This is a genomic window from Microbacterium sp. NPDC056044 (genome assembly GCF_042267145.1).
Taxonomy (GTDB): domain Bacteria; phylum Actinomycetota; class Actinomycetes; order Actinomycetales; family Microbacteriaceae; genus Microbacterium.
This window is the reverse complement of record NZ_JBHJWZ010000006.1, coordinates 351,907-372,928: the sequence shown is the minus strand read 5'-3', so window position 1 is coordinate 372,928 and position 21,022 is coordinate 351,907. Positions and strand designations below refer to the sequence as shown.

16 protein-coding genes are annotated in these 21,022 nt (G+C 70.5%); 5 read left to right on the top strand and 11 right to left on the bottom strand.

All coding sequences use genetic code 11. The features are described 5' to 3' along the window. Window positions 1-65: 65 nt before the first annotated feature. Entirely contained in the window at window positions 66-551 is a 486-nt protein-coding gene (locus tag ACFC1I_RS18830) for a MarR family winged helix-turn-helix transcriptional regulator (protein WP_376012925.1), read from the bottom strand. A gap of 93 nt (window positions 552-644) precedes the next feature. On the opposite strand from ACFC1I_RS18830, the gene ACFC1I_RS18825 reads away from it, so the two are divergent. Beyond that, window positions 645-1,220 carry an NADPH-dependent F420 reductase gene (locus ACFC1I_RS18825; RefSeq protein ID WP_376012922.1) on the top strand — a complete coding sequence of 192 codons (576 nt, stop codon included), beginning with the start codon at window positions 645-647 and terminating at the stop codon, window positions 1,218-1,220. Window positions 1,221-1,380: 160 nt separating this feature from the next. On the opposite strand, the gene ACFC1I_RS18820 is transcribed toward ACFC1I_RS18825, so the two are convergent. From ACFC1I_RS18820 to ACFC1I_RS18810, 3 genes are all read right to left on the bottom strand, one after another. Further along, complete coding sequence (locus ACFC1I_RS18820; RefSeq protein ID WP_376012919.1) at window positions 1,381-2,478, bottom strand: ABC transporter permease; 1,098 nt, start codon at window positions 2,476-2,478, stop codon at window positions 1,381-1,383. Beyond that, a complete protein-coding gene (locus ACFC1I_RS18815; protein ID WP_376013128.1) occupies window positions 2,475-3,509 on the bottom strand; it encodes an ABC transporter ATP-binding protein in 1,035 nt (344 codons plus the stop codon). Before ACFC1I_RS18815 ends, ACFC1I_RS18820 begins: the two co-directional genes overlap by 4 nt. A gap of 169 nt (window positions 3,510-3,678) precedes the next feature. Beyond that, window positions 3,679-4,689, bottom strand: a complete 1,011-nt coding sequence (locus tag ACFC1I_RS18810; protein ID WP_376012916.1) for a glycerophosphodiester phosphodiesterase family protein — start codon at window positions 4,687-4,689, stop codon at window positions 3,679-3,681. A 156-nt stretch (window positions 4,690-4,845) separates the two neighbouring features. Between ACFC1I_RS18810 and ACFC1I_RS18805 the strand changes: the two genes are divergently transcribed. Then, the gene (locus ACFC1I_RS18805; RefSeq protein WP_376013125.1) at window positions 4,846-5,769 is read left to right on the top strand and encodes a Bax inhibitor-1/YccA family protein; all 924 of its coding nucleotides are present in this window, start codon (window positions 4,846-4,848) and stop codon (window positions 5,767-5,769) included. A gap of 172 nt (window positions 5,770-5,941) precedes the next feature. Further along, on the top strand, window positions 5,942-6,295 hold the full coding sequence (locus ACFC1I_RS18800; RefSeq protein ID WP_376012913.1) for a hypothetical protein: 354 nt from the start codon (window positions 5,942-5,944) through the stop codon (window positions 6,293-6,295). 52 nt (window positions 6,296-6,347) lie between these two features. Here the strand turns inward: ACFC1I_RS18800 and ACFC1I_RS18795 are convergent, their stop codons facing one another. Continuing rightward, window positions 6,348-9,455, bottom strand: coding sequence for a S8 family serine peptidase (locus tag ACFC1I_RS18795; protein ID WP_376012910.1), 3,108 nt, complete (start codon window positions 9,453-9,455; stop codon window positions 6,348-6,350). 211 nt (window positions 9,456-9,666) lie between these two features. Here ACFC1I_RS18795 and ACFC1I_RS18790 point away from each other — a divergent pair, with 211 nt between their 5' ends. Together ACFC1I_RS18790 and ligD are read left to right on the top strand one after the other, a co-directional pair. Beyond that, the gene (locus ACFC1I_RS18790; RefSeq protein ID WP_376012908.1) at window positions 9,667-10,005 is read left to right on the top strand and encodes a helix-turn-helix domain-containing protein; all 339 of its coding nucleotides are present in this window, start codon (window positions 9,667-9,669) and stop codon (window positions 10,003-10,005) included. 54 nt (window positions 10,006-10,059) lie between these two features. Next, window positions 10,060-11,310 carry a non-homologous end-joining DNA ligase gene (gene ligD / locus ACFC1I_RS18785; RefSeq protein ID WP_376012905.1) on the top strand — a complete coding sequence of 417 codons (1,251 nt, stop codon included), beginning with the start codon at window positions 10,060-10,062 and terminating at the stop codon, window positions 11,308-11,310. Window positions 11,311-11,385: 75 nt separating this feature from the next. Here ligD and ACFC1I_RS18780 read toward each other — a convergent pair whose 3' ends face one another. The 6 genes from ACFC1I_RS18780 to ACFC1I_RS18755 form a co-directional block, all read right to left on the bottom strand. Beyond that, complete coding sequence (locus ACFC1I_RS18780) at window positions 11,386-11,988, bottom strand: ClpP family protease (protein WP_376012902.1); 603 nt, start codon at window positions 11,986-11,988, stop codon at window positions 11,386-11,388. Further along, window positions 11,985-12,614 carry a ClpP family protease gene (locus ACFC1I_RS18775; protein WP_376012900.1) on the bottom strand — a complete coding sequence of 210 codons (630 nt, stop codon included), beginning with the start codon at window positions 12,612-12,614 and terminating at the stop codon, window positions 11,985-11,987. The genes ACFC1I_RS18780 and ACFC1I_RS18775 overlap by 4 nt, the downstream gene beginning before the upstream one ends. Before the next feature lie 544 nt (window positions 12,615-13,158). Then, entirely contained in the window at window positions 13,159-14,544 is a 1,386-nt protein-coding gene (locus ACFC1I_RS18770; RefSeq protein WP_376012897.1) for a glycosyltransferase, read from the bottom strand. Between the two features lie 71 nt (window positions 14,545-14,615). Then, a complete protein-coding gene (gene guaA / locus ACFC1I_RS18765) occupies window positions 14,616-16,199 on the bottom strand; it encodes a glutamine-hydrolyzing GMP synthase (RefSeq protein ID WP_376012894.1) in 1,584 nt (527 codons plus the stop codon). After that, window positions 16,196-16,696, bottom strand: coding sequence for a DUF3817 domain-containing protein (locus tag ACFC1I_RS18760; RefSeq protein ID WP_376012891.1), 501 nt, complete (start codon window positions 16,694-16,696; stop codon window positions 16,196-16,198). Before ACFC1I_RS18760 ends, guaA begins: the two co-directional genes overlap by 4 nt. Window positions 16,697-16,824: 128 nt before the next feature. Then, on the bottom strand, window positions 16,825-21,021 hold the full coding sequence (locus ACFC1I_RS18755; protein WP_376012888.1) for a metallophosphoesterase: 4,197 nt from the start codon (window positions 21,019-21,021) through the stop codon (window positions 16,825-16,827). Window position 21,022: the final 1 nt, after the last annotated feature.

Genomic DNA, 21,022 nt, shown 5'->3' with positions numbered 1-21,022 from the left:
AACGTGAATAACGCGTGCTCTCGGTGAGAGCACGCGATGTGAACGCGCGGCGCGGCGGCCCGGGGTCAGCGCGGGCGGCTGGCCGCCATGCGTCCGTCGGGGTCGAGTCGGGCGAGCACCGCCGCGGTGATCTCGCGGAGCTGCTCCGCCTGCGCGGGCGTGATCACGTCGAGGAGCAGGTGGCGCACCGTCTCGACGTGGCCGGGCGTGGCGCGCAGCACCTTGCGGCGGCCGTCAGCTGTGATCACAGCATCCGTCGCTCTTGCATCTGCGGTGTTGCGCTCGCGCCGCACGAGGCCGCGGGCCTCGAGCCGCGAGATCACGTGCGACAGGCGGGGCAGCGTCGCGTTCGTCATCGACGCGAGCTCCTTCATCTGCAGGCGGTGGTCGTCGGCGTTGGCGAGCATCGACAGCGCGAAGTAGTCGAAGTGCGTGAGGTCCTCGTCGCGCAGCAGCTGCGCGTCGAGCTCACGCGGGAGCAGTTCGAGGAGGGCGGCGAACGGCACCCAGGTGTCCTGCTCGTCCGGCGTGTAGAACCTCGGTCTGCTCATTCTCCGATTCTAGGAATAGTTGTGGCGACAAGCGAGTTGTCTCCCTTAGATGCTTGAAGCTACAAGCAAATCGTCCGACAGGAGAGAACAGCCATGACCACGATCACGATCTTCGGAAACGGCAACATGGGCCAGGCCATCAGCGGCGTGCTCGCCCGCGGCGGCGCCGACATCCAGCGCATCGGCAGCGCCGACACCGGCGCCACGGTAAACGGCGACATCGTCGTGCTCGCCGTGCCCTACCCGGCGCTCGCGCAGATCGCCACCGCCTACGGCCCGCAGCTCGCCGGCAAGACGGTCGTCGACATCACGAACCCGCTCGACTTCTCGACGTTCGACGCTCTGGTCGTGCCCGCGGGCAGCTCCGCGGCCGAAGAGCTGCAGACCGCGCTCCCCGACGCGAAGGTGCTCAAGGCCTTCAACACGAACTTCGCCGCGACCCTGGTGAGCGGCCGCGAGGGCGACGCCACCACCACCGTGCTCGTCGCGGGCGACGACGCCGAAGCCAAGGCCGGCCTCATCGCCGCGATCACCGCGGGCGGACTCGAGGCGATCGACGCCGGCTCTCTCGCCCGGGCTCACGAGCTCGAGTCGATCGGCTTCCTGCAGCTGACGCTCGCCGTCGGCGAGCAGATCGGCTGGACCGGCGGCCTCGCCCTCGTGCGCTGACCCCTCGGCGCCCGGCGCGGTCCCACCCGGCGCTCGCCCGGTGAGACGACAGTTGCGGGACGAGACCTTGGGCTTTTCCCAGGGTCTCGTCCCGCAACTGTCTTCTCACGGGCAAAGGGCCGCCCGACCCGAACCCTGCCCCGGCCCGCCCCGCCCCGCCTCAGGCGATGCGGGTCCCCGTCGGCAAACGCCCGGCCGGAGTCCGCGTGCGTGCCCACGCCCACCACATCAACCCCGCAGCGAGCAGGAGCTGCAGCGTCATTCCGACGAACCAGCTCGGCGTCGACTCGTCGATCACCTCGGCGGGTGTCGGCCGGTCGTCCTGCTGCTGCGGCGCGCAGTCGTCCCAGCGCTGCTCGAGCTCGGGCGGCTGCTGGGCCGCGCGCACGCCGAACTTGATCTGGCCGAAGAGGTCGTTCGGGTTGCCGTACGGGTCGTACTGGGTCGGCGTCGCGTCGGCGAGGATCACGAACGGGTTCGCGGCGAGCAGCCACCACACGTGATCGAACCGCGGGATGTCATAGGTCGACGTCTGCCACTCGCCGCAGCGCACCTCGGTGTCGTCGTCGCAGGGGTAGTCGTCGGTCGGCGTCTCGCCGGGCATGCACGGGAAGCCGTCGCCCGAATACTGGTCGTACTCGATCGAGCGGTAGTGGTTCGTCACCTCGGCCCGCATCGTCATGCCGACGAGCGCGAACGCGATGAGCGTGCCCACGACGAGCGCCGCGACGACCAGGTACGTCGTCGCGACCGAGAACAGCGGACGCGAGAGGATGCCGCTGAGCGCGACGCCGATCGCCGAGATGATGCCCACCTCGAACACGAGCACGAGCAGCGACACCGTGATCGTCGCCGGCGCTCCCCCGCCTCCGATGGTCGCGAGCACGAGGAACGGCACCGCCACCGCGACGAACGCGAGCCCCGTCACCCACGCCGCGAGGAACTTGCCGATCAGGATCTCGAAGGTCGTCGCCAGAGTGACTTGAACGGGCGCGAGGGTCGCAGCATCCCGATCCCCGTTGATCGCGTTGCCGCTCAACGTGGGCGATACGAGCACGACCAGGAGCAGCGTGATGTAGACGATCGTCGAGTAGATCGCGCCGCCGGGCCGGTCGACAGACCCCCACGCGACGAACGACAGCCCGGTCACGATCGCGAGCAGCAGCGCGAACACGCCGAGCAGCACGTACCAGGCGACGCTGCGGGTGCGCTGCGTCAGTTCGAGGCCGACGATGGTGCCGAGTCGCTGACCGTTCACGACGTCGCCTCGCTCTCGTCCGTGCCCGCTGCCGGGGGTTCCTGCGGTGGTGGCGCTTGCGGCGGCCGCCCGTCGCCGAGGTCGAGGAACGTCCGCTCGAGCGCGCCCTGCGCTGCGGCGAACTCGACGACGTCGAGCCCGGCGTTCACGAGGTCGCGGAGGGCCGCGGCCGCGGCTTCTTCCGACTCGAACGACACCATGACGTCACGGCGGTCGACGCCCAGGCTCTCGGCCGGGATCCGCAGTGCGCCCGCGATGCGTTCGGCGGCGACGGATGCTTCGGCCCCCGCCAGCCGCACCCGCCAGGGTCGCGCACGGCGCGAGGCCGCTTCGACGCGGGCCGGGTCGACGGTCGTGCCGGCCATGAGGAAGACGGCGTCGTCGACGACCTCTTCGAGCTCGGACAGGATGTGGCTCGACACGAGCACGGTGCGCCCCTCGGCGGCGAACCGGCGCAGCAGCAGACGCAGGTCGATGCGGGCCTGCGGGTCGAGCCCCGACGCCGGCTCGTCGAGCAGCAGCACCCGCGGGTTGTGCACGAGCGCCCGCGCGAGTCCGAGGCGCTGCTTCTGCCCCCGCGAGAGCACGCGGGCGGGCGCATCGGCGAGATCGACCAGCCCGACTTCGGCGAGCAGGGCATCGGCGCGGACGGATGCCTCGGCCCGAGGCATCCCGTACAGCCTCGCCGTGACGGCCAGCGTCTCGCGGGAGCTGAGCGAGTTCCACGCGCCGAGCGCGTCGGGCATCCAGCCGAGAAGGGCCCGGGCGGCCTGCGGGTCGGTGACGGGGTCGACGCCGTCGATGCGGATCGAGCCCGCGTCGGGCGCCAGGAGCGAGGCGAGCATGAGGAGCAGCGTCGTCTTGCCCGAGCCGTTCGGCCCGACGAGGCCGGTGACCCGGCCGGCGTGGGCCCGCAGCGTCACGTTGCGGACGGCCTGCACCTCGCCGAACGAGCGGCGCACGCCCTGCACGACGATGCCGGGCTCGGCGGGGAATCCGGGGACAGGACCCTGAGGGGCCGGACTCGGCATGCTCACGCGCCCCACCCTAGCGACCCCGCGCCGCCGGGCCCGGCGTTGAAGAGACTCCGAGTGTCAAGACACCCGGACCCCGGCCACGCCCAGAGCCGAACCGTCGCACACGGCCGCGCCCGCAGCATCCACCCGACCACACGCGACGGCTCGCACAGGGTCCGACGACTCAGCCCCGGAAGAACGCGACCCCGAGGTCCGGGTGATCCACGAAGACGCCGTCGACGCCCGCGTCGCGGATCACGGCCCACTCCGCTTCCCAATCGCCGAATGTCCCGGGCCCGCCCCGGCCGCGGAACTGCGGGATCAGGAACCGGTTCTCGGGCCGGCACGTCCACGTGAACACCCGCAGCCCGCGCTCGTGCGCGTCGGCGACGACGCGCGACGGCCCTGCGGTGCGCCCGAGCTTGTCGGGGCGGAGGATCGTGCGCTTGTCGATGCTGATGCCGTCGACCCGGCCGGCGAGCCCGTCGAGCCCTTCGGGCGCCGCCGTCTGCCGGTACGTCGGCGACGCCTTGCCCTGCGCGCTGAAGAGGTCGAACGGACGCCCCGCGTCTTCGAGCAGATACACGTACGAGCCACGGATGCCTCGCTCGCGCAGCGCGAACAGCACTGTCGACTCGAACGACTCGATGGTGAGCGGCAGCTCCCCCGCGGCCCAGCCGGCCTCGCGCAGCTCGGCGTCGACGAGCGCGGCGACGTCCCATCCGAGCGAGCCGAAGTACGTCGCGTGCTTGATCTCGAGCACCACCCCGATCTCGCGGCCGAACTCGAGCGAGGCGTCTCGGGCCGCGTCGAGCACGTCGCGCAGCCGCAGCACGGGCTGCTCGCCGTCGAAGCTCGCGCTCGTGGGGCGCAGGTCGGCGATCCGCTCGCGGCAGCGGAGCGTCGCCAGCTCGTCCCACGTGAAGTCCTCGGTGAACCAGCCGCTGAGCTCGGCGCCGTCCACGTACTTCGTCGTGTGGCGGTCGGCGAACTCCGGCCGGTCCGCGACATCCGTCGTGCCCGAGATCTCGTTCTCGTGCCGCACGACCAGCACGCCGTCCTTCGAGACGACGACGTCGGGCTCGACGGCGTCGACGCCCAGCTCGAAGGCGAGCGCGTACGACGACCGCGAGTGCTCGGGCCGGTACCCGGGGGCACCGCGGTGTCCGATCACGAGGGGATGACGACGGGGCACCGTCTCAGGGTAACCACGAGCGTCCGAGCGACCGGCGGCCGCAGCATCCGTTCATAGTCAGCTCACAGCGCCGACCCGTGCCCGGTCCCGGCCCGTCGGATAGTGTTGATCAACAGCATCGTGCTGGGATTCCCTTGACATTGGAGTGTGAGAGCAGTGGCCCTCAACAACCCCGCGTTCAACAACCCGGCCTTCCAGGACCCGAAGGCCGTTCAGACCTACCCCGGCGGTTCGCAGGCGGCGAACCTGGGCGGGCAGACGCAGTTCCAGGCGGCGCAGCGTGCCGGAACGGATGCTGCGGCTCAGGCGCAGCTCGAAGGCATGTATGCGGCGCCGGCCGCCGGTGCCGTCGAGACCGGCCGCATGTCGTACGAAGACACCATCTGGAAGACCGTCGGCCTCTTCGCCATCCTCCTCGTCACGGCAGCCGTCGGCTGGGTGTGGACGATGGCAGGCGTCACCGCCGCAAACCCTGACCCGTCGATCCTCCCCTGGATGATCGGTGCGCTCGGTGGCTTCGTGCTCGCGATGGTCGTCATCTTCACGTCGCGCAAGAAGATCCGCCCGGGGCTGATCTTCGCCTACGCCGCGTTCGAGGGCCTCTTCGTCGGCGCGATCTCGGCCTTCTTCGAGTTCCTGTGGCCGGGCATCGTCGTGCAGGCGACGCTCGCGACCCTCGCGGTCGTCGGTGTGACCCTGGCCCTCTTCGCGAGCGGCAAGATCCGGGCGTCGAAGCGCGCGACCAAGGTCTTCATGATCGCGATGATCGGCTACCTGGTCTTCTCGCTGGTCAACATCTTCCTGATGCTCTTCAACGTCCCGATCGCCGGTGGCGCGTTCGGCCTGGGCAGCAACCCGAGCCCGCTCTTCGGCATCCCGTGGGGCGTGCTCATCGGCGTCTTCGTCGTGATCATGGCCGCGTACTCGCTCGTGCTCGACTTCGACCAGATCCAGCAGGGCGTGCGCAACGGCGCTCCCCGCCAGTTCGGCTGGCTGGGCGCCTTCGGCATCATGGTGACCGTCGTGTGGCTGTACCTCGAGATCCTGCGCATCCTCGCGATCGCCCGCGGCAACAACTGACGCTGACGCATTCGCTTCGAGCGGCCGCCCGGTTCTCCGGGCGGCCGTTCTGTTCTGAGCCCACGGCGCTTAGGCTGAAGCCGATCCGAGGAGTGGCATGGCTCGACGTCGCACGGCCTTCGGCGCGCCGGCAGTGCTTCTCGTGTGTCTCACCGCCTGTTCAGGAGGGCCGATGACCGCACCCACGCAGCCCGAGCCGACACCGGCGCCGTCGTCGTCGACACGCCCGCCGTTCGCCTCCGCATCCCCGGGCCCGCTCGCGCCCACCGGAACACCCGTCCCGGTACCGCCCGCGCGCTGGGACGCGATCGTCGCCGACCTCAGCTCGCGCGGGGTCACCGGCACGCCCGAGCTCGTGTCGTCCGAGGCCGTCACCTGGAACAACGGAGCGCTCGGCTGCCCGTCGCCGGGCGTCTCGTACACGCAGGCGATCGTCGAGGGCATGCGCGTCGTCGTCAGCGTCGGGGGCACGACCTACGACTACCGGTTCGGCACCACCGACTCGCCCCGGCTCTGCACACGCTGAAGGAGGACGGATGCTGCGGGCCGCAGCATCCGTCCTCCTTCTGTGTTGTGCGTTACTTGGCCTTCACGAGGATCGCCTCGTCGGCCCCCGCGCGGTTGTCGAGCACGACGGCCATGACGCCCAGCGGCTTCTGCGCGGTGTACGCCGCGGCATCGACACCGACCGGCACATCGACGCGTCCGCCCGCGGGCACCGTCGCGTACTGGCCGTTCTCGAGCGCCGGGGTCCACGCGTCGTACGTGGCCGCCCCGTCGAACCCGTCGAAGCTGGCGTCATCGAGCACGTTGAACGACTCCACCGTGTAGTCGAACAGCGGCGCCTGGGCGGTGATGCCGAGGTCGCCCGCCCACACCGGGATCAGGATCGTGCTGCTGTCGGTCGGCGCCACCGGTGCGAAGTCCAGCGCGAAGGCGCCGGGTCCGTTGAGGTTGAACGCGAACGCCGCCGCCACGCCGTCGGCACTGCCGCTGGTGATCAGCCCGCCGTCGGTCACGACGACTGCCCAGTCCGGCGTGCCGTCGCGGTTGGTGTCGACGAGCACATCGAACTCGTTGTTGGCCGCGTTCGACCAGCGCTGGTGCGTGTTCACCGCGAACACGAGCAGCTTGTCGGTGGCACCGGGGAGATCGAGCGACTGCACGCCCGCGGCCCGCAGGTCGAAGCCGGTGTCGGTGAACTCCTTCTTGACGTCCTTCTTGTCTTCCAGACCCCACGTGTAGAAGTCCGCGTTGACGTCGAACACGCCAGCCTTGTCGCGCAGCGGCACGCTGAGCGTTCCGCTGACGGGCTTGTTGTTCTTCGTCACCTTGAGGTCGCCCTGCGCCGACACGTTGCTGGTCGCGCGCGGCACCATCAGGTACGGCACCCGCAGGGTGTCGGCCGCCGACGTGAAGACGACGTCGCCCGAGAACTCCGCGAACTGGAACCCGTTGCCCTCGGACGTGCCGGCCGCGGCGGCCGGTGCGCTGAGGTTCACGGTGACCTTCGCCGACCTGCCGGGCGCCACGGTCACCGTGCTCGGGCTGGCCGTCACGGTCGCCTGGGCCGACTGCTCGGACGCCGCGGTGCTGACGTTGTACGTCACCGGGGCCGTGCCCTTGTTGGTGAGCGTGACCGTCTTCTTGCCGTCGAAGGTCTTCGAGCTCTCCTGGAACCCGAAGCTGAGCCCCGCCTCCTGCAGGCGCCCGTTCGTCGTCTTGAACGAGTCGCCCACCGCCGTGACCTGCTGGGCCACCGCCTGCGCCGCGTCGACCAGGCCGACGCCGCCGCGCACGAGGTTCTGCCCGGCGACCTTGTCGGGGTCGGCAGACGAGACGAGCACCGACGACACCTCGGCCGCCGACCACGTCGGGTGAGCCTCGACCGCGAGCGCGGCGACTCCCGCGACATGCGGCGCGGCCATCGACGTGCCCGAGATGGTCGCCGGACCGTTACCGGTGCCGACACCCGTCGAGACGATCGAGACGCCCGGTGCCGCCACGTCGACGGCGAGAGCGCTGTCACCCGTGCGCGGACCGCTCGAGCTGAACGACGCGTACCCGCGGAACCCGGGGTTCTCGAGGTCGGCCTTCGTGATGGTCGCGGCCGCGTCGGCGACGAGCTTCGGGCCGTCCGAGCTGCGCACGCCGAGGAAGGGGATCGTGACGGTGTAGTCGTCGCCGGTGTCGGGGTTCTCGGTGATCGTGCCCTCGAACGGCGGGTAGTCGTCGGTGCTGTTGATCATGACGGATGCCGCCGCCCCCGCCTGCTGCGCGAAGATCGCCTTCGCGACACGGGCGCACACACCGCGGGTCGAGACCGCGAGCACGTTCTGGGTGGCGGTCGTCACTCCCGCGTAGTTGTAGGCGGCGACCGAGCAGCCGAGCGCTTCGTTCTCGCCTGTCGTCGCGGGGTTGTCCTTGAGGCGCACCACCGTCATCTCCGGCAGGTCCGTGAGCACCGCGCCGTTGGCGTTGATCGCCGGGATGTCGACGCCGTCCACCGTGATAGTCGCGCCCGGGAACGTCGCCGTGCTGTCGACGGCCGAGACCGTGACCACGCCGTCGCCCTCCCCCGCGAGGTAGGGGCTGGGCCCGTCGTTGCCCGCGGACTTCACGACCACGACACCCGCGCCGATCGCGTTGGTCGCGGCGACGGCCTCGGGGTCGCTCCCGCTGTACGGCGAGCCGAGCGACATGTTGATGACGTCCATGCCGTTCTCGACGGCCCAGTCGATCGCGGGCACGACGATGTCGGTCGAGCCGCCGCAGCCGAAGACGCGCAGCGCGTAGACGTCGGCCTGCGGTGCGACACCGGGGCCGATCTTCCAGTCCGCCGACGCGGTCGACTCGTCGTACGGGCCCGTGTAGGTCGCACCTTCGGCGGTGACGCCGCTGCCGGCCGCGCTGCCGGCGACGTGGCTGCCGTGGCCGTTGCAGTCGAGCGGGTTGGCGTCGGGCTTGGGCACCGGGTCGTAGTCCGCGGCGGAGGGGTCGGCGTTGTACGTGTCGCCGACGAAGTCCCAGCCGCCCTTCACGCGGGGTGCGGTCGGGCCGAACTGCGCCGGGTCGGCCGGTGCCGCCTCGGCGGCATGCGCCGCATCGTACGCCTCGACCGTGCCGAGGCCGCCGAAGTTGGCGTGCGTGTAGTCGACGCCGGTGTCGATGATCGCTACTTTGACGTTCTGCCCGGTGAATCCGGTGTTCTCCCACACCTGCGGCACGCCGAGGAACGGCACCGACACCGCGTTGTCGAGTTCGAAGGTGTTGACCGCGTGGATCCCCACGACGTTCGGCAGCGCCGCGACGGCGTCGACCTGATCGGCCGGAAGCGTCACCTGGATGCCGTTGTAGGCCGACTGCATCTCGGCCTGGATCTTCCCGCCCTTGGCCTTCAGCGGCCCCGCGATCGCGTCCTGGTTCTTCTTCAGCGCGTCTTTGACGGCCTTGCGCTCGGCCTTGCTGAGCTCGCTGCCCTTCTTCGCCTGGGCGACGGCGACAGGGTCGCCGGCCATCTCGACGATGACGGTGACCGACTTGTCGCGGTTCTCGCTCATCGGACGGAAGGTCGTTCCGAGGGGACCGGAATTCTCTGCCTGCTGGAAACGCGACGACGGATCGTCGTCGGGCGCGGCGGCCATCGCCGCAGTGGGGGTTGCGATCGCGAGAGCGAGAGCGCTCACGATCGCGAGGGAACGTCGGTACAAGGGGAGCCTGCTTTCTCGTCAGCGAAACAGCGAGGGGTACGGGCGGCACGCTATGCGCGAATTCTCAAAAGATCAACAGAGACCTCCCAGGTTGAGCAAACTTCGATCCGACAGATGCCCGTCACCGCATTCTGCTCAGAGCGGAACAGCCTCGGCTTCGGGCGGCCTCGCGTTCTATGGTGAGCGCATGGCCGAGATCATCCCGCTGCCGACGAAGGCGCCACGTCCTTCTCGTGAGCCCGAGCCGCTCTGGCGCGACGCGCTGGGCGAGCGGCTGCGCACGCTGCGCCATGACCGCGGCGAGCGCCTCGCCGACACGGCGGAGCGTGCCGGTGTCTCACCGCAGTACCTGTCCGAGATCGAACGCGGCCTGAAGGAACCGTCGAGCGAGATGATCGCCGCGGTCGCCGGCGCCCTCGAGGTGACGCTGATCGAGCTGACGGCGGGTGTCGTCGACGATCTCCGCTCGCGCGCTTCCGAACGGGCGGTGGTCGGATGCTGCGCCGCCTACGCCCTCGCCGCCTGATCCGTCCGTTCGCGCCTCTGGCCCATGTCGTGGGGCGCGGCTAGCCTGGGCCGGGTGACGCCCGCGAAGTCGGAAGCCGAGATCCTCGAGATCGACGGGCACGAGGTGCGCATCTCGAGCCCGACGAAGATCGTGTTCCCCGAGCCCGGGATCACCAAGCTCGACATCGTCCGCTACTACCTCGCGGTCGCCGACGGCGCCCTGCGCGGTGCGGGCGGCCGCCCGATGGTGCTCAAGCGCTTCCCGAAGGGCATCGACCAGGAGCCGTTCTTCCAGAAGCGCGTCCCCGAGAACCACCCCGACTTCATCGACACCGCGACGCTGCAGTACGCGCGCGGTACGTCCGCCGAGGAGGCGGTGATCCGGGATGCTGCGGGCCTCGCGTGGGTCGTCAACCTCGGGTGCCTCGACCTGAACCCGCATCCCATCCGCGCCGAGGACCTCGACCACCCCGACGAGCTGCGCATCGATCTCGACCCGATGCCGGGGGTGGACTGGTCGCAGATCGTCGACGTCGCCTTCGTCGCGCGCGAGGTGCTCGACGACGTCGGGCTCGTCGGCTGGCCCAAGACGAGCGGGTCACGCGGCATGCACATCCTGGTGCGCATCGCGCCGCAGTGGGACTACAAGCAGGTGCGCCTCGCCGCCGAGACGCTGGCCCGCGAGGTCGAGAACCGTGCGCCCGGCCTTGCGACCGCACGCTGGTGGAAGGAGGAGCGCGGCGAGAGCGTGTTCGTCGACTTCAACCAGAACGCCAAGGACCGCACCGTCGCGTCGGCGTACTCGATCCGGCCGCTCCCCGACGCCCGCGTCTCGACGCCGCTCGACTGGGACGAGGTACGCTCGCGCCGGCCTGCCGAGTTCACGGTGCTCACGGTGCCCGCACGGTACGCCGAGGTCGGCGATCCGCACGCCGGCATCGACGACGCCGTCGGAACGCTCGACGGGCTGCTGCGTCTGGCAGAGGAGCTCGGCCCCGCCGAGAAGCCGCCGCGCGGCGGGGATGGGTCGGGTCGCCGACAGTCGACGATGCCGCTCATCGAGATCGCCCGCACGAAGACCAAGCCCGAAGCGGTCAGCGCCCTCGAGACGTGGAAGGGCGCGCACGCTTCCGTGGTCGAGCAGCTGCACCCCGCCGACGTGCTCATCGACGGCATGCGCGGCTCGAGCTCGCTCTGGTACCGCGTGCGCGTCAACCTCCAGCACGTCCCCGAGTCCGAGCGCCCCGCCCAGGAGGCCCTCCTCGCCGACTACGACCCCTGGGAGGGCAAGACCTGGCCCGGAGGCCCCACCCCCGCTCGTTGAGGCGACGCTGCCGAACGCAGCCTCCTCCGCCGGGGACGACAGCCCTGCGACCGCGCGCACGCGGGCGGGCCCCAGTCAGCGAACGGGGAGGGGAGTGCGTTCCAGCACGGCATCCGCGAGGCCGTAGGCGACGGCGTCGGCGGCGGTGAAGACGCGGTCGCGGTCGGTGTCGGACCGGAGTCTCGCAGCATCCTGTCCCGTATGCAGTGCGAGGATCTCCTCCACCTCGCCGCGCACGCGCACGAGCTCGTCGGCCTGGAGGATGAGGTCGGGGATCGCGCCCCTCCCCTGGCCCGCCGGCTGATGCAGCACGATGCGCGCGTGCGGCAGCACCGAGCGCTTGCCCGCTGCGCCCGCCGCGAGCATCACGGCGCCGACGCCGATCGCCTGTCCCACGACTGTCGTCGCGACGTCCGGCCGCACGTGCTGCATCGTGTCGTACACCGCGAGCATCGCCGACGGATCGCCGCCCTCGCAGTTGATGTAGAGCTGGATGTCGCGGTCAGGACTGTCGGCGTCGAGGTGCAGCAGCTGCGCGATGAGCGCGTTCGCGACGCCCGCGTCGATGCCCGTGCCGAGGTACACGACGCGCTCTGCGAGCAGGTGCGAATAGACGTCCATGATGCGGTCGCCGCGCGGATGCTGCGCCACCACGTTGGGGATCGTGTACCCGCTCATGCCGCCACCTCCGCCGGGCCGAGTCCGAGCCCCGCCGGCCGTCGCCGCCGCGGCACCACCTGTGCGAAGGACTCGACGATCCCGTCGATGAACCCGTAGTCGCGCGCCTCGGCCGCGGTGTACCAGCGGTCGTGCAGCGAGTCCTCGAAGACGCGCTCGACGCTCTGCCCGGTGTCCGCGGCGATGAGGCCGAGCACGGTGTCGCGCATGTGGCGAAGGTCGTCGGCCTGCACCTCGACCTCGACCGCCGACCCGCCGATGCCCGCCGACCCCTGGTGCATGAGGATGCGCGCGTGCGGCAGCGCGCGCCGCTTGCCGCTGGCCCCCGCCGACAGCAGGAACTGCCCGGCGCTGCACGCGAGCCCGAGGGCGAGCGTCGCGACGTCGTTCGGGATGAGTTTCATGACGTCGCGGATCGCGAGCATCGAGGGCACGGATCCGCCCGGCGAGTGGATCCAGAGGGCGATATCGGATGCTTCGTCCTCCGCGGCGAGCGCCAGCAGCTGCGTCGCGATCAGGGTGCCGTTGTCGTCGTCGAGCGGGCCGTCGAGCACGAGCACGCGCTGGTGGAACAGCTCGCGCCGCGCCTCCGCCCCGAACTGCGGGATCTTGCCTTCGTCAGTCATGCCCTCAGCCTGCGCGCGCGGCCGGGTCGCAGCATCCATTTCCGCTCCCGGCGGCTCTGCCGTCAGCGGACGCCGCCGCTCGGCGGGTGCGGCTGCCGCCGCTCCGCGCAGAGGTGCTCTCTACGGGCCAGTGAACTTCCGGTTCACACAGCACCCGCCTCGGCCCCGACCTCGCGGGCTGCCACGCCGGCCCATTCCGTCGCGTCCATGCCCGGAAGCGACCGCACCGGCCAACCCAGCGCGCAAGCGTCTACCGGGTGCCGGGTCGAGTGGGCCCATTCCGTCGCGTCCCAACCCGGAGGCGACAACACCGGCCAACCCAGCGCCCGGGCGGGGATGCCGGGGCCGGTTGGGTCCGTCTGGTCGCGTCCCCACCGGGAAGCGACCGCACCGGCCCACCGCGCGGGCGGCGGGCGCTGCTGGGATCGCACAGCCTTTCGCCCGGGCGTCAGCCCTGTGTGAACCGGAAGTTCAATGGCCGAATGAGAGTACGTCTACGGGGAGCGGTCACCGATCGCCGAGCGGGTCAGCCGCCGCGGAGACCTCAGACCCGGCGCGAGGGCGCGTCGACCGCGGCGCGGAGCGCGGCGATGAGCGCGGGGCGCACGGCGTCGGGCGTGAAGGCCGCCGCCGCGTCGCGCGCCCGCGACGCCAGCTCGGCGCGGCGCGCGTCGTCCTGCAGCAGATCGATGATCGCGTCGGCGAAGGCGTCGACGTCGCCCGGCGGCACGACGATGCCCGCGCCGGCGATCGCCTCGCGCGGCCCGTACCGGGCGTCGAACGACACCACCGGCAGGCCGCGGGCGAGCGCCTCGGCGATCGAGAGCCCCTGTCCTTCGAACGCCGTCGACGTGACGAACAGCGCGGACCGGTCGAAGATCGCGTCGCGATCGGCGGTGGCTCCGTGGAGCGTGACGGATGCTGCGACCCCGACCTCGTCGATCAGCCGCTGCAGCTCGTCCATGAGCGGACCGTCGCCATACACGTCGAGGCGGGCGTCCGGCACCGCGGCAGCTACCCGCTGCCAGGCGCGGATCGCGAGGTCGACGCGCTTCTGCGGGGCGAGCCGGTTCAGCATGACGACGCGGAGCGGATCACGGGACGCGGCACCCGGCGGGGTCGCGCCGAGCTCGATCGTGTTCGGCACGACATGGAAGGTGCCGGGGTCGCCGAACCGGTCCGCGACCTCGTCGCGCTGCGCGGCCGTCGGCCACAGCACCGCGTCGTAGCGGTCGAGCGTCGCGAGCCACCGCCGCCACAGTCCGACGACGGGAGCCTGGGGGTCGTCGTAGGGATCGGGCACATGCGAGTTGTGCACGGTGTGCACGATCCGCACGCGCGGGTCGTCCCAGTCGACGAGGGCCTCGCCGATCTGCCGCGACTCGCACACCACGATGAACAGGCGGTCGGGGTCCCCTGCCGCGCCCCGGCGCTCGTCGGCGATCGCCTCGAGCCACGCGATGTACAGCCCGCGGAACCCGACGAGCGCGCGATCGCCGCCCGCCGCGTGCACGACGACCGCCGCGTCGCGCAGATGCCATTCGGGGTCGTTCTCGAACACCGGGAGCGACACGATCGGCCGGGCCGCGGCATCCATGATCGTCCGATACGCCACGCCGGGCGTCCGCCCCCCGGGCTCGCCGACGCGCTCGAGCCACTCGCCGCCGGCCACGAGCTCGTCGAACAGGTTGCGCACGCGCGCGGCGTCGGGCAGGTGGCCGCCGTCGACGAACGCCTGCCGCTGTGCGGCATGGGCCTCGGGCGGCTGGCCGTCGACGCTCAGCAGCAGCGGTTCGACAGCACCGGATGCCTCGAGCAAACGCAGCCGCGACGGCACCGCGACGGCGAACCCGCCGTCGAGCCCGAGGGCGACGCGGCTGCCGAGAACCACGTAGTCGGCATCGGGCAGCGAGTCCGCGGCATCCCTCATCCGTCCATCCTTCCGCACGCGCACAAACGACGGATGCCCCGAACCGGCGAGGTTCGAGGCATCCGATCACATCACTCCCACTCGATGGTCCCCGGGGGCTTCGAGGTCACGTCGAGGACGACGCGGTTGACGTCGCGCACCTCGTTGGTGATGCGGTTCGAGATCTTCGAGAGCACGTCGTAGGGCAGGCGCGTCCAGTCGGCGGTCATCGCGTCCTCAGACGAGACCGGGCGCAGCACGATCGGGTGACCGTAGGTGCGACCGTCGCCCTGCACGCCCACCGAGCGGACGTCGGCGAGCAGCACGACCGGGCATTGCCAGATCTCGCCGTCGAGCCCCGCCGCCGTCAGCTCTGCGCGGGCGATGGCGTCGGCATCGCGCAGAATCTCGAGACGGTCAGCGGTGACCTCACCCACGATCCGGATGCCGAGGCCGGGGCCCGGAAACGGCTGGCGGCCGACGATGACCTCGGGAAGCCCGAGCTCGCGGCCGATCGCGCGGACCTCGTCCTTGAAGAGGGTGCGCAGCGGCTCGACGAGCTCGAACTGCAGGTCTTCGGGGAGGCCGCCCACGTTGTGGTGCGACTTGATGTTCGCGGTGCCGGTGCCACCGCCCGACTCGACGACGTCGGGGTAGAGCGTGCCCTGCACGAGGAAGCGGATGGGCTCGCCGTCGGCCTCGGCCTCCGCCACGAGCGCGGCCTCGGCCTGCTCGAACGTGCGGATGAACTCGCGGCCGATGATCTTGCGCTTCTGCTCGGGGTCGCTGACCCCGGCGAGCGCCGAAAGGAACTGCTCGCGCGCGTCGACCGTGACCAGACGCACGCCGGTCGAGGCGACGTAGTCCTGCTCGACCTGCTCGCGCTCGTCCTTACGGAGGAGCCCGTGGTCGACGAAGATGCAGACCAGCTGGTCGCCGACGGCCTTGTGCACGAGCGCCGCCGCGACGGCGGAGTCGACGCCGCCCGACAGCCCGCAGATGACGCGGCCGGAGCCGACCTGCGCCTGGATCTTCGCGACCTGCTCGGCGATGACGTTGCCGCTGTTCCAGTCGGCGGGAAGACCCGCGGCCTTGTGCAGGAAGTTCTCGATCACGTTCTGGCCGTGGTCGGAGTGCTTGACCTCGGGGTGCCACTGCACGCCGTAGAAGCGGCGCTCGTCGCTGCCGAAGGCCGCGACCGGCGTCGCGCTCGTCGACGCGAGCACCTCGAAGCCCTCGGGCGCGCGCGAGACCTGGTCGCCGTGGCTCATCCAGACGTTCTGCGCGGCCGGCTGACCGCCCAGCAGCACGCCGCCGTCACCCGTGACCGCAGCATCCGTCGCTCCGTACTCACGGAGTCCGGTGTTCGCGACCTCGCCGCCCAGCGCCTGCGCCATGACCTGGAAGCCATAGCAGATGCCGAGGGTGGGAACGCCGAGGTCGAAGACGCCGGTGTCGAGTGCGGGGGCGCCGTCTTCGTACACCGACGACGGGCCGCCCGACAGGATGATGCCGACCGGGTTCTTCGCCGCGATGTCGGCGGCGGTCGCGGTGTGCGGCACGATCTCGCTGTAGACGCCGGCCTCACGGACGCGGCGGGCGATCAGCTGCGCGTACTGGGCGCCGAAGTCGACGACGAGGACGGGACGCTGTTCGGTCTCGGTCTGTGCGGTCAACGCTGGTTCTCCGTCGGGATCGAGTGAGTGAGGGTGGAGTGCTCGGCCTGGGAGTGCAGCTCGGCTGCCTCACGCTCGGCGAGGTATTTCTTGACGTCGCGGCCGACGCGCGCCTCCATGAAGAACGACAGGAGGGGCACGATGCCGCCCGCGGCGAGCATGCCCAGGCGCAGCAGGTTCCAGCGCATGAGGCTCCACACGCGGAAGCACGAGATCAGATAGACGACGTAGAACCAGCCGTGGGCGACGAGGATGCCGAGCGACAGGTTGAGACCGTCGCCGGTCGACTCGAGGCCGTTGGCCGTCTCGACGACGGGGGCGAACCACAGGAACCCGCCGGAACCACCGAGGAACAGCTCATAGCCGAGCGCGTACTTGCCGATCATCTCGGCGACGAGCAGCAGCAGCATCGTGCCCGTGATGACGGAGCAGATCTGGTAGAACTTCAGGGCTCCGCGGATAGCCGGAAAAGAAGCGAGCTTCGGGGCGCGGGGCATGGCCACCAGTCTACCCGCGGGGTTCCCGGGCGTTTCCCGCCCGCCGCGTGACGCGGAACCGCCCTCCCCCGGGTCCGGGAGAGGGCGGTGACGGATGCTGCGGCCCGGGGCCGCAGCATCCGTCATCGTCACTTCGGCAAGGTGACCTTGATGAGGCCCGACGGGTACCGCTCGCGTGCCGAGACATACAGCAGGTCGCGCTCGGCGTCGATCGAGACGCCGTAGACCTTGTTGCCGTACTTGTGCGCCGCAAGACGCTCGACGAGCGACAGGTCGGCGGCGTCGAACACCGTCACACCGGACTGGTCGAACAGCGTGTTCTGGTTGCCCACGATCACGATGCCCGCCTCGCCGTCGACCGCGATGGAGCGGTAGTCGGCGGCCGCGACGGTCTGACGCTGGACGAGCGAGTCGTCCGCCGTCTTGTACACGCGGATGCCCTCGGTCGATCCGCCGGCGTCGCTGTTGCTGACGTACAGCAGATCGTTCACCGAGTCGACCGCGATGCCGTGCGAACTCCACGCCCCACCGTCAGCCGGGCCCTGGATCGTGCGCAGCAGCGCACCCGACATGGCATCCGCCACGTCGTAGCCCGAACCACGCACGCCGCCGTAGACGAGACCCGCCTCGACGTCGACATCCATACCCCGGACGCCGCCCGAGAACGCGAACGGTCCGCGCACGAGCTCACCGGTCTCAGCATCCATCACGACCCAGTTGCTGCCGAACCCGACGTACAGCCAGCCGTTGACCGCGTCGTACGCGATATCGCGCAGACCGTCCTGGACCGGGTCGGTCGTCGGAGCCGTCATCGTGCGCACGACCTTGTCGGTCGCCGGGTCGATCACGTGCACCCGCGCCGGGCGCATCTCGTCCGCCAGGAACAGGTGACCCGTAGCCGGGTCGACCGCCGACCCGACCGGACGGATCTCGTCGGCGCCCTCGGTCGTCTCGGTCGGGATCGCGGTGAGCGCGGTCGCCGCGTACGGCTCGACGCCCGGGTCGGTCGGGTCCGTGGGATCGGTCGGGTCGGTCGGGTCCGTGGGGTCCGTCGGGTCCGTCGGATCCGTCGGGTCCGTCGGGTCCGTGGGATCGGTCGGGTCGGTCGTTCCGGTGCGGACCGTGACGGTCACGGCCTGGGGGGCCGTCTCCACTCCGGGAGGGCTGAGGCGGAAGTCGCGGTTCGACACGAAGACGCGCTGGTCGTCCTCGTCCACGACGATGCCGTAGCCGTCGCGACCGAACTCGGGGCCGACCTTGTCGACGCGCAGCGTGCCCGTCTTGAGGTCGTGCACCGAGAAGCCTCCGCCGGTGTCACCGCTGCCCGAGTAGCCGACGTACAGCAGCCCGTGCTCGGAGTCGACGTCGAGCTGACGTGCGTTCGGACGCACCGCCAGTTCCCACGCCTTCGCGAAGCCGTTGGCCGCGTCGAACGCCTGGATGCCGGGGTTGCCCTCGACGTCGGTGTTGGACGTGGTGACGATCCAGCCCGTCGCCGGGTCGGCCGCGACGTAGTACGCGTCCGCGGTGTTGCGGATCACGCCGAGCGACTCACCCGTCGAGGCCTTGAACACCTCGACCCCGCGCGCCGGGACGGCGACGTAGACGAAGTCGTTCACCGGGTCGACGTCGATCGAGCGATTCGACTCGATGATCGGGTACGATCCGCGCACCACCTCGCCGAAGTTCGCGTCGGCGATCGACACGACGACCCAGTTCTTGTTCTGCTGGCCCACGTAGAGCAGCTGGCGCTCCTCGTCGATGCCGAGATCGCGGACGTTCTCGGGCACCGTCATCTCGCGCAGCACCGTGTCGGTGCCGGGGTCGATCTCGAAGATCTTCCGGCTGTTCTGGTCGCCCAGATACAGCAGGTCGCGCTTCTGGTCGTAGGTCACGCCGGCCGGGAGCGCCGCCGTGTGCGCCCCGCCGATGCTGTTCGGCATGACCGAATCCAGGTGCGTGAGGTGCTCGTACGTGAACGCCTCGACCGGGTCGGTCGGCTCGTCGGAATCGATGCGGGTGCTCTCGGTCACCGCGAAGGGCACGAGCTCCTCACCCGGAGGGTTCAGGCGGAAGTCGCGGTTCGCCACGAAGACGCGCTCGTTCTCCTCGTCGACCGTGATGCCGTAGCCGTCCTTGCCGAATTCCGGGCCGACCTTGTCGACCAGGAGCGCGCCGCTCGCGAGCGAGTGCACCGAGAAGCCGCCGCGGTCGGCCGACGTGCCGGTGTAGCCGACATAGAGCAGCCCCCGCTCCGAGTCGATGTCTACCTGGCGGGCGCCCGCACGCACCTCCTTCTCCCACTTCAGGGCGAAGCCGTTGAGCGCGTCGTACGCCTGCACGTCGGGGGTGCCCGCGACGCTCTGGAACTTGGTCGTGACGACCCAGCCCGTCTCGGGGTCGGCCGCGACGTAGTAGGCGTCGGCCGTGCCGCGGATCACGCCGAGCGACTCGCCGGTGGAGGCGCGGAACACCTCGACGCCGCGCGCCGGGACGGCGACGTAGACGAAGTCGTGCACCGGGTCGACGTCCATCGAGCGCTGCGACTCGATGATCGAGTACGGCCCGCGCTTGATGGTGCCGAAGTCGGCGTCGGCGATCGAGACGACCAGCCAGTTCTTGTTCTGCTGGCCGACGTAGAGCAGCTCGTTCGCCTCGTCGATGCCGAGATCACGGATGTTCTCGGGCAGCGTGATCGTGCGCAGCACCGCGTCGGTGTCGGGGTCGATCTCGAACACCTTGCGGCTGTTCTGGTCGCCCAGGTACAGCACGTCACGCGTCTGGTGGTACGCGACGCCCGCCGGCAGCGCCGCGGTGTGCTCGCCGCCGAAGCTGTTCGGCATGACGGCGTCGAGCTGAGCGGTCTGCTCGTAGTCGAAGTCCCCCACCGGATCCGTCGGGTCTGTCGGGTCTGTCGGGTCGGGTCCGCCCGGCTCGCAGCCGAGGCACGGCGCGGGGTTGCCCGGGTCGATGACCTGGGGCTCGACGCCGTCGACGACGAGCTTCTGGCCGTCCTTCTTGGTGATGGTGAATCCGTCGAAGAACGCGCCGTCGGCAGTGCGCGACTCGAACCGCAGCGTGCCGCCGCTCACGTCGACGACCTGGTAGGTCTGCAGCCCGGTCTCGAGACGGCGCAGGTGCCCGCCGTTCTCGTTCCAGTGCCGCGGACCGGCGTCGTAGAACTTCGAGCCGACGCTGGACGAGACGTACACCGGACCGGTCGAGCTCAGCTCGGGGTCGGCGCCTGCGGGCAGGTTCTGCTCGTTGGCGGTGAGGTTGCCGCGTCCGTAGGCGTGGTCGTGCCCGGTGAGCACCAGGTCGACGTTGTGCTCCTCGAGGATCGGCCCCCACGACTGGCGGATGCCGAGGTTGTTGCGGCCCTCGTCGAGCGAGTAGACGGGGTGGTGGAAGTACACCACGGTCCAGGGGTTGGGGTTGTCGGTGAGCACCTCGTCGAGCCACTCGGCCTGCACGCGCAGACCCTCGGTGTCGACGACGTTGCTGTTGAGCGAGACGAACCGGACGCCCTGGTTGTCGGTGTAGTACACCGTGTCGTCGAGGGTGTCGTAGAGCGCACCCTCGCCCTGCGGTCCGTTGTCGGGGTACTGGTACAGGTCGCGGAACTGCTGCGATCCCCCGCCGCCCCATTCATGGTTGCCCGGGGTCGTCAGCAGGTTCTGCGTGCCGAGCGAGTACGAGAACGCCTCGTACAGCTCGCCCCACTGCTGCTCGGACTCCGCGTCGTCGACGAGGTCGCCGATCTGCACGACGAGGTCGGCATTCGGACGGTCGCGGAACGCGTTGCGGATGACCCGCGACGCGTCGGACAGGATCCCGTTCTGGACGTCGCCGAGATAGATGAACGAGAAGCGGTCGTCGGTCGCCGCCGCCGTCTCGAAGTCCTGCCACTCGCTGAAGTTCGTGCCGTCGCCGACGCGGTACTGGTAGGCGACGCCGGGCTGCAGACCCGAGATCGTGGCGGTGTGCACGGCGTGCGTGTAGCCGAGGTCGGTGGCCTGCTCGGTGCGCTGCTGCGCGTTCACCGTCTGCACCCCGCTGGGGTACGGCGTCGGGATGAACGAGCGGTACTCGACCAGTCCCTGCGTGACGGCGGTCGAACTGCGCCACGACACGACCTGCTGGGTCGTCGGGTCGGTTCCGGGGGTGAGCGTGATGCGGTCGGGCACACGCGAGGGCGCATACCGTTCCGCGGCGGGAAGGGATGCTGCGTGCGCGGGCGCTGCGACGAGCACGCCGCTCGTCGCCATCACGCCGAAGGCGAGTCCGGCGGCCAGAAGCCGGCCGGGGGTGCGGAGGCGAGCCATC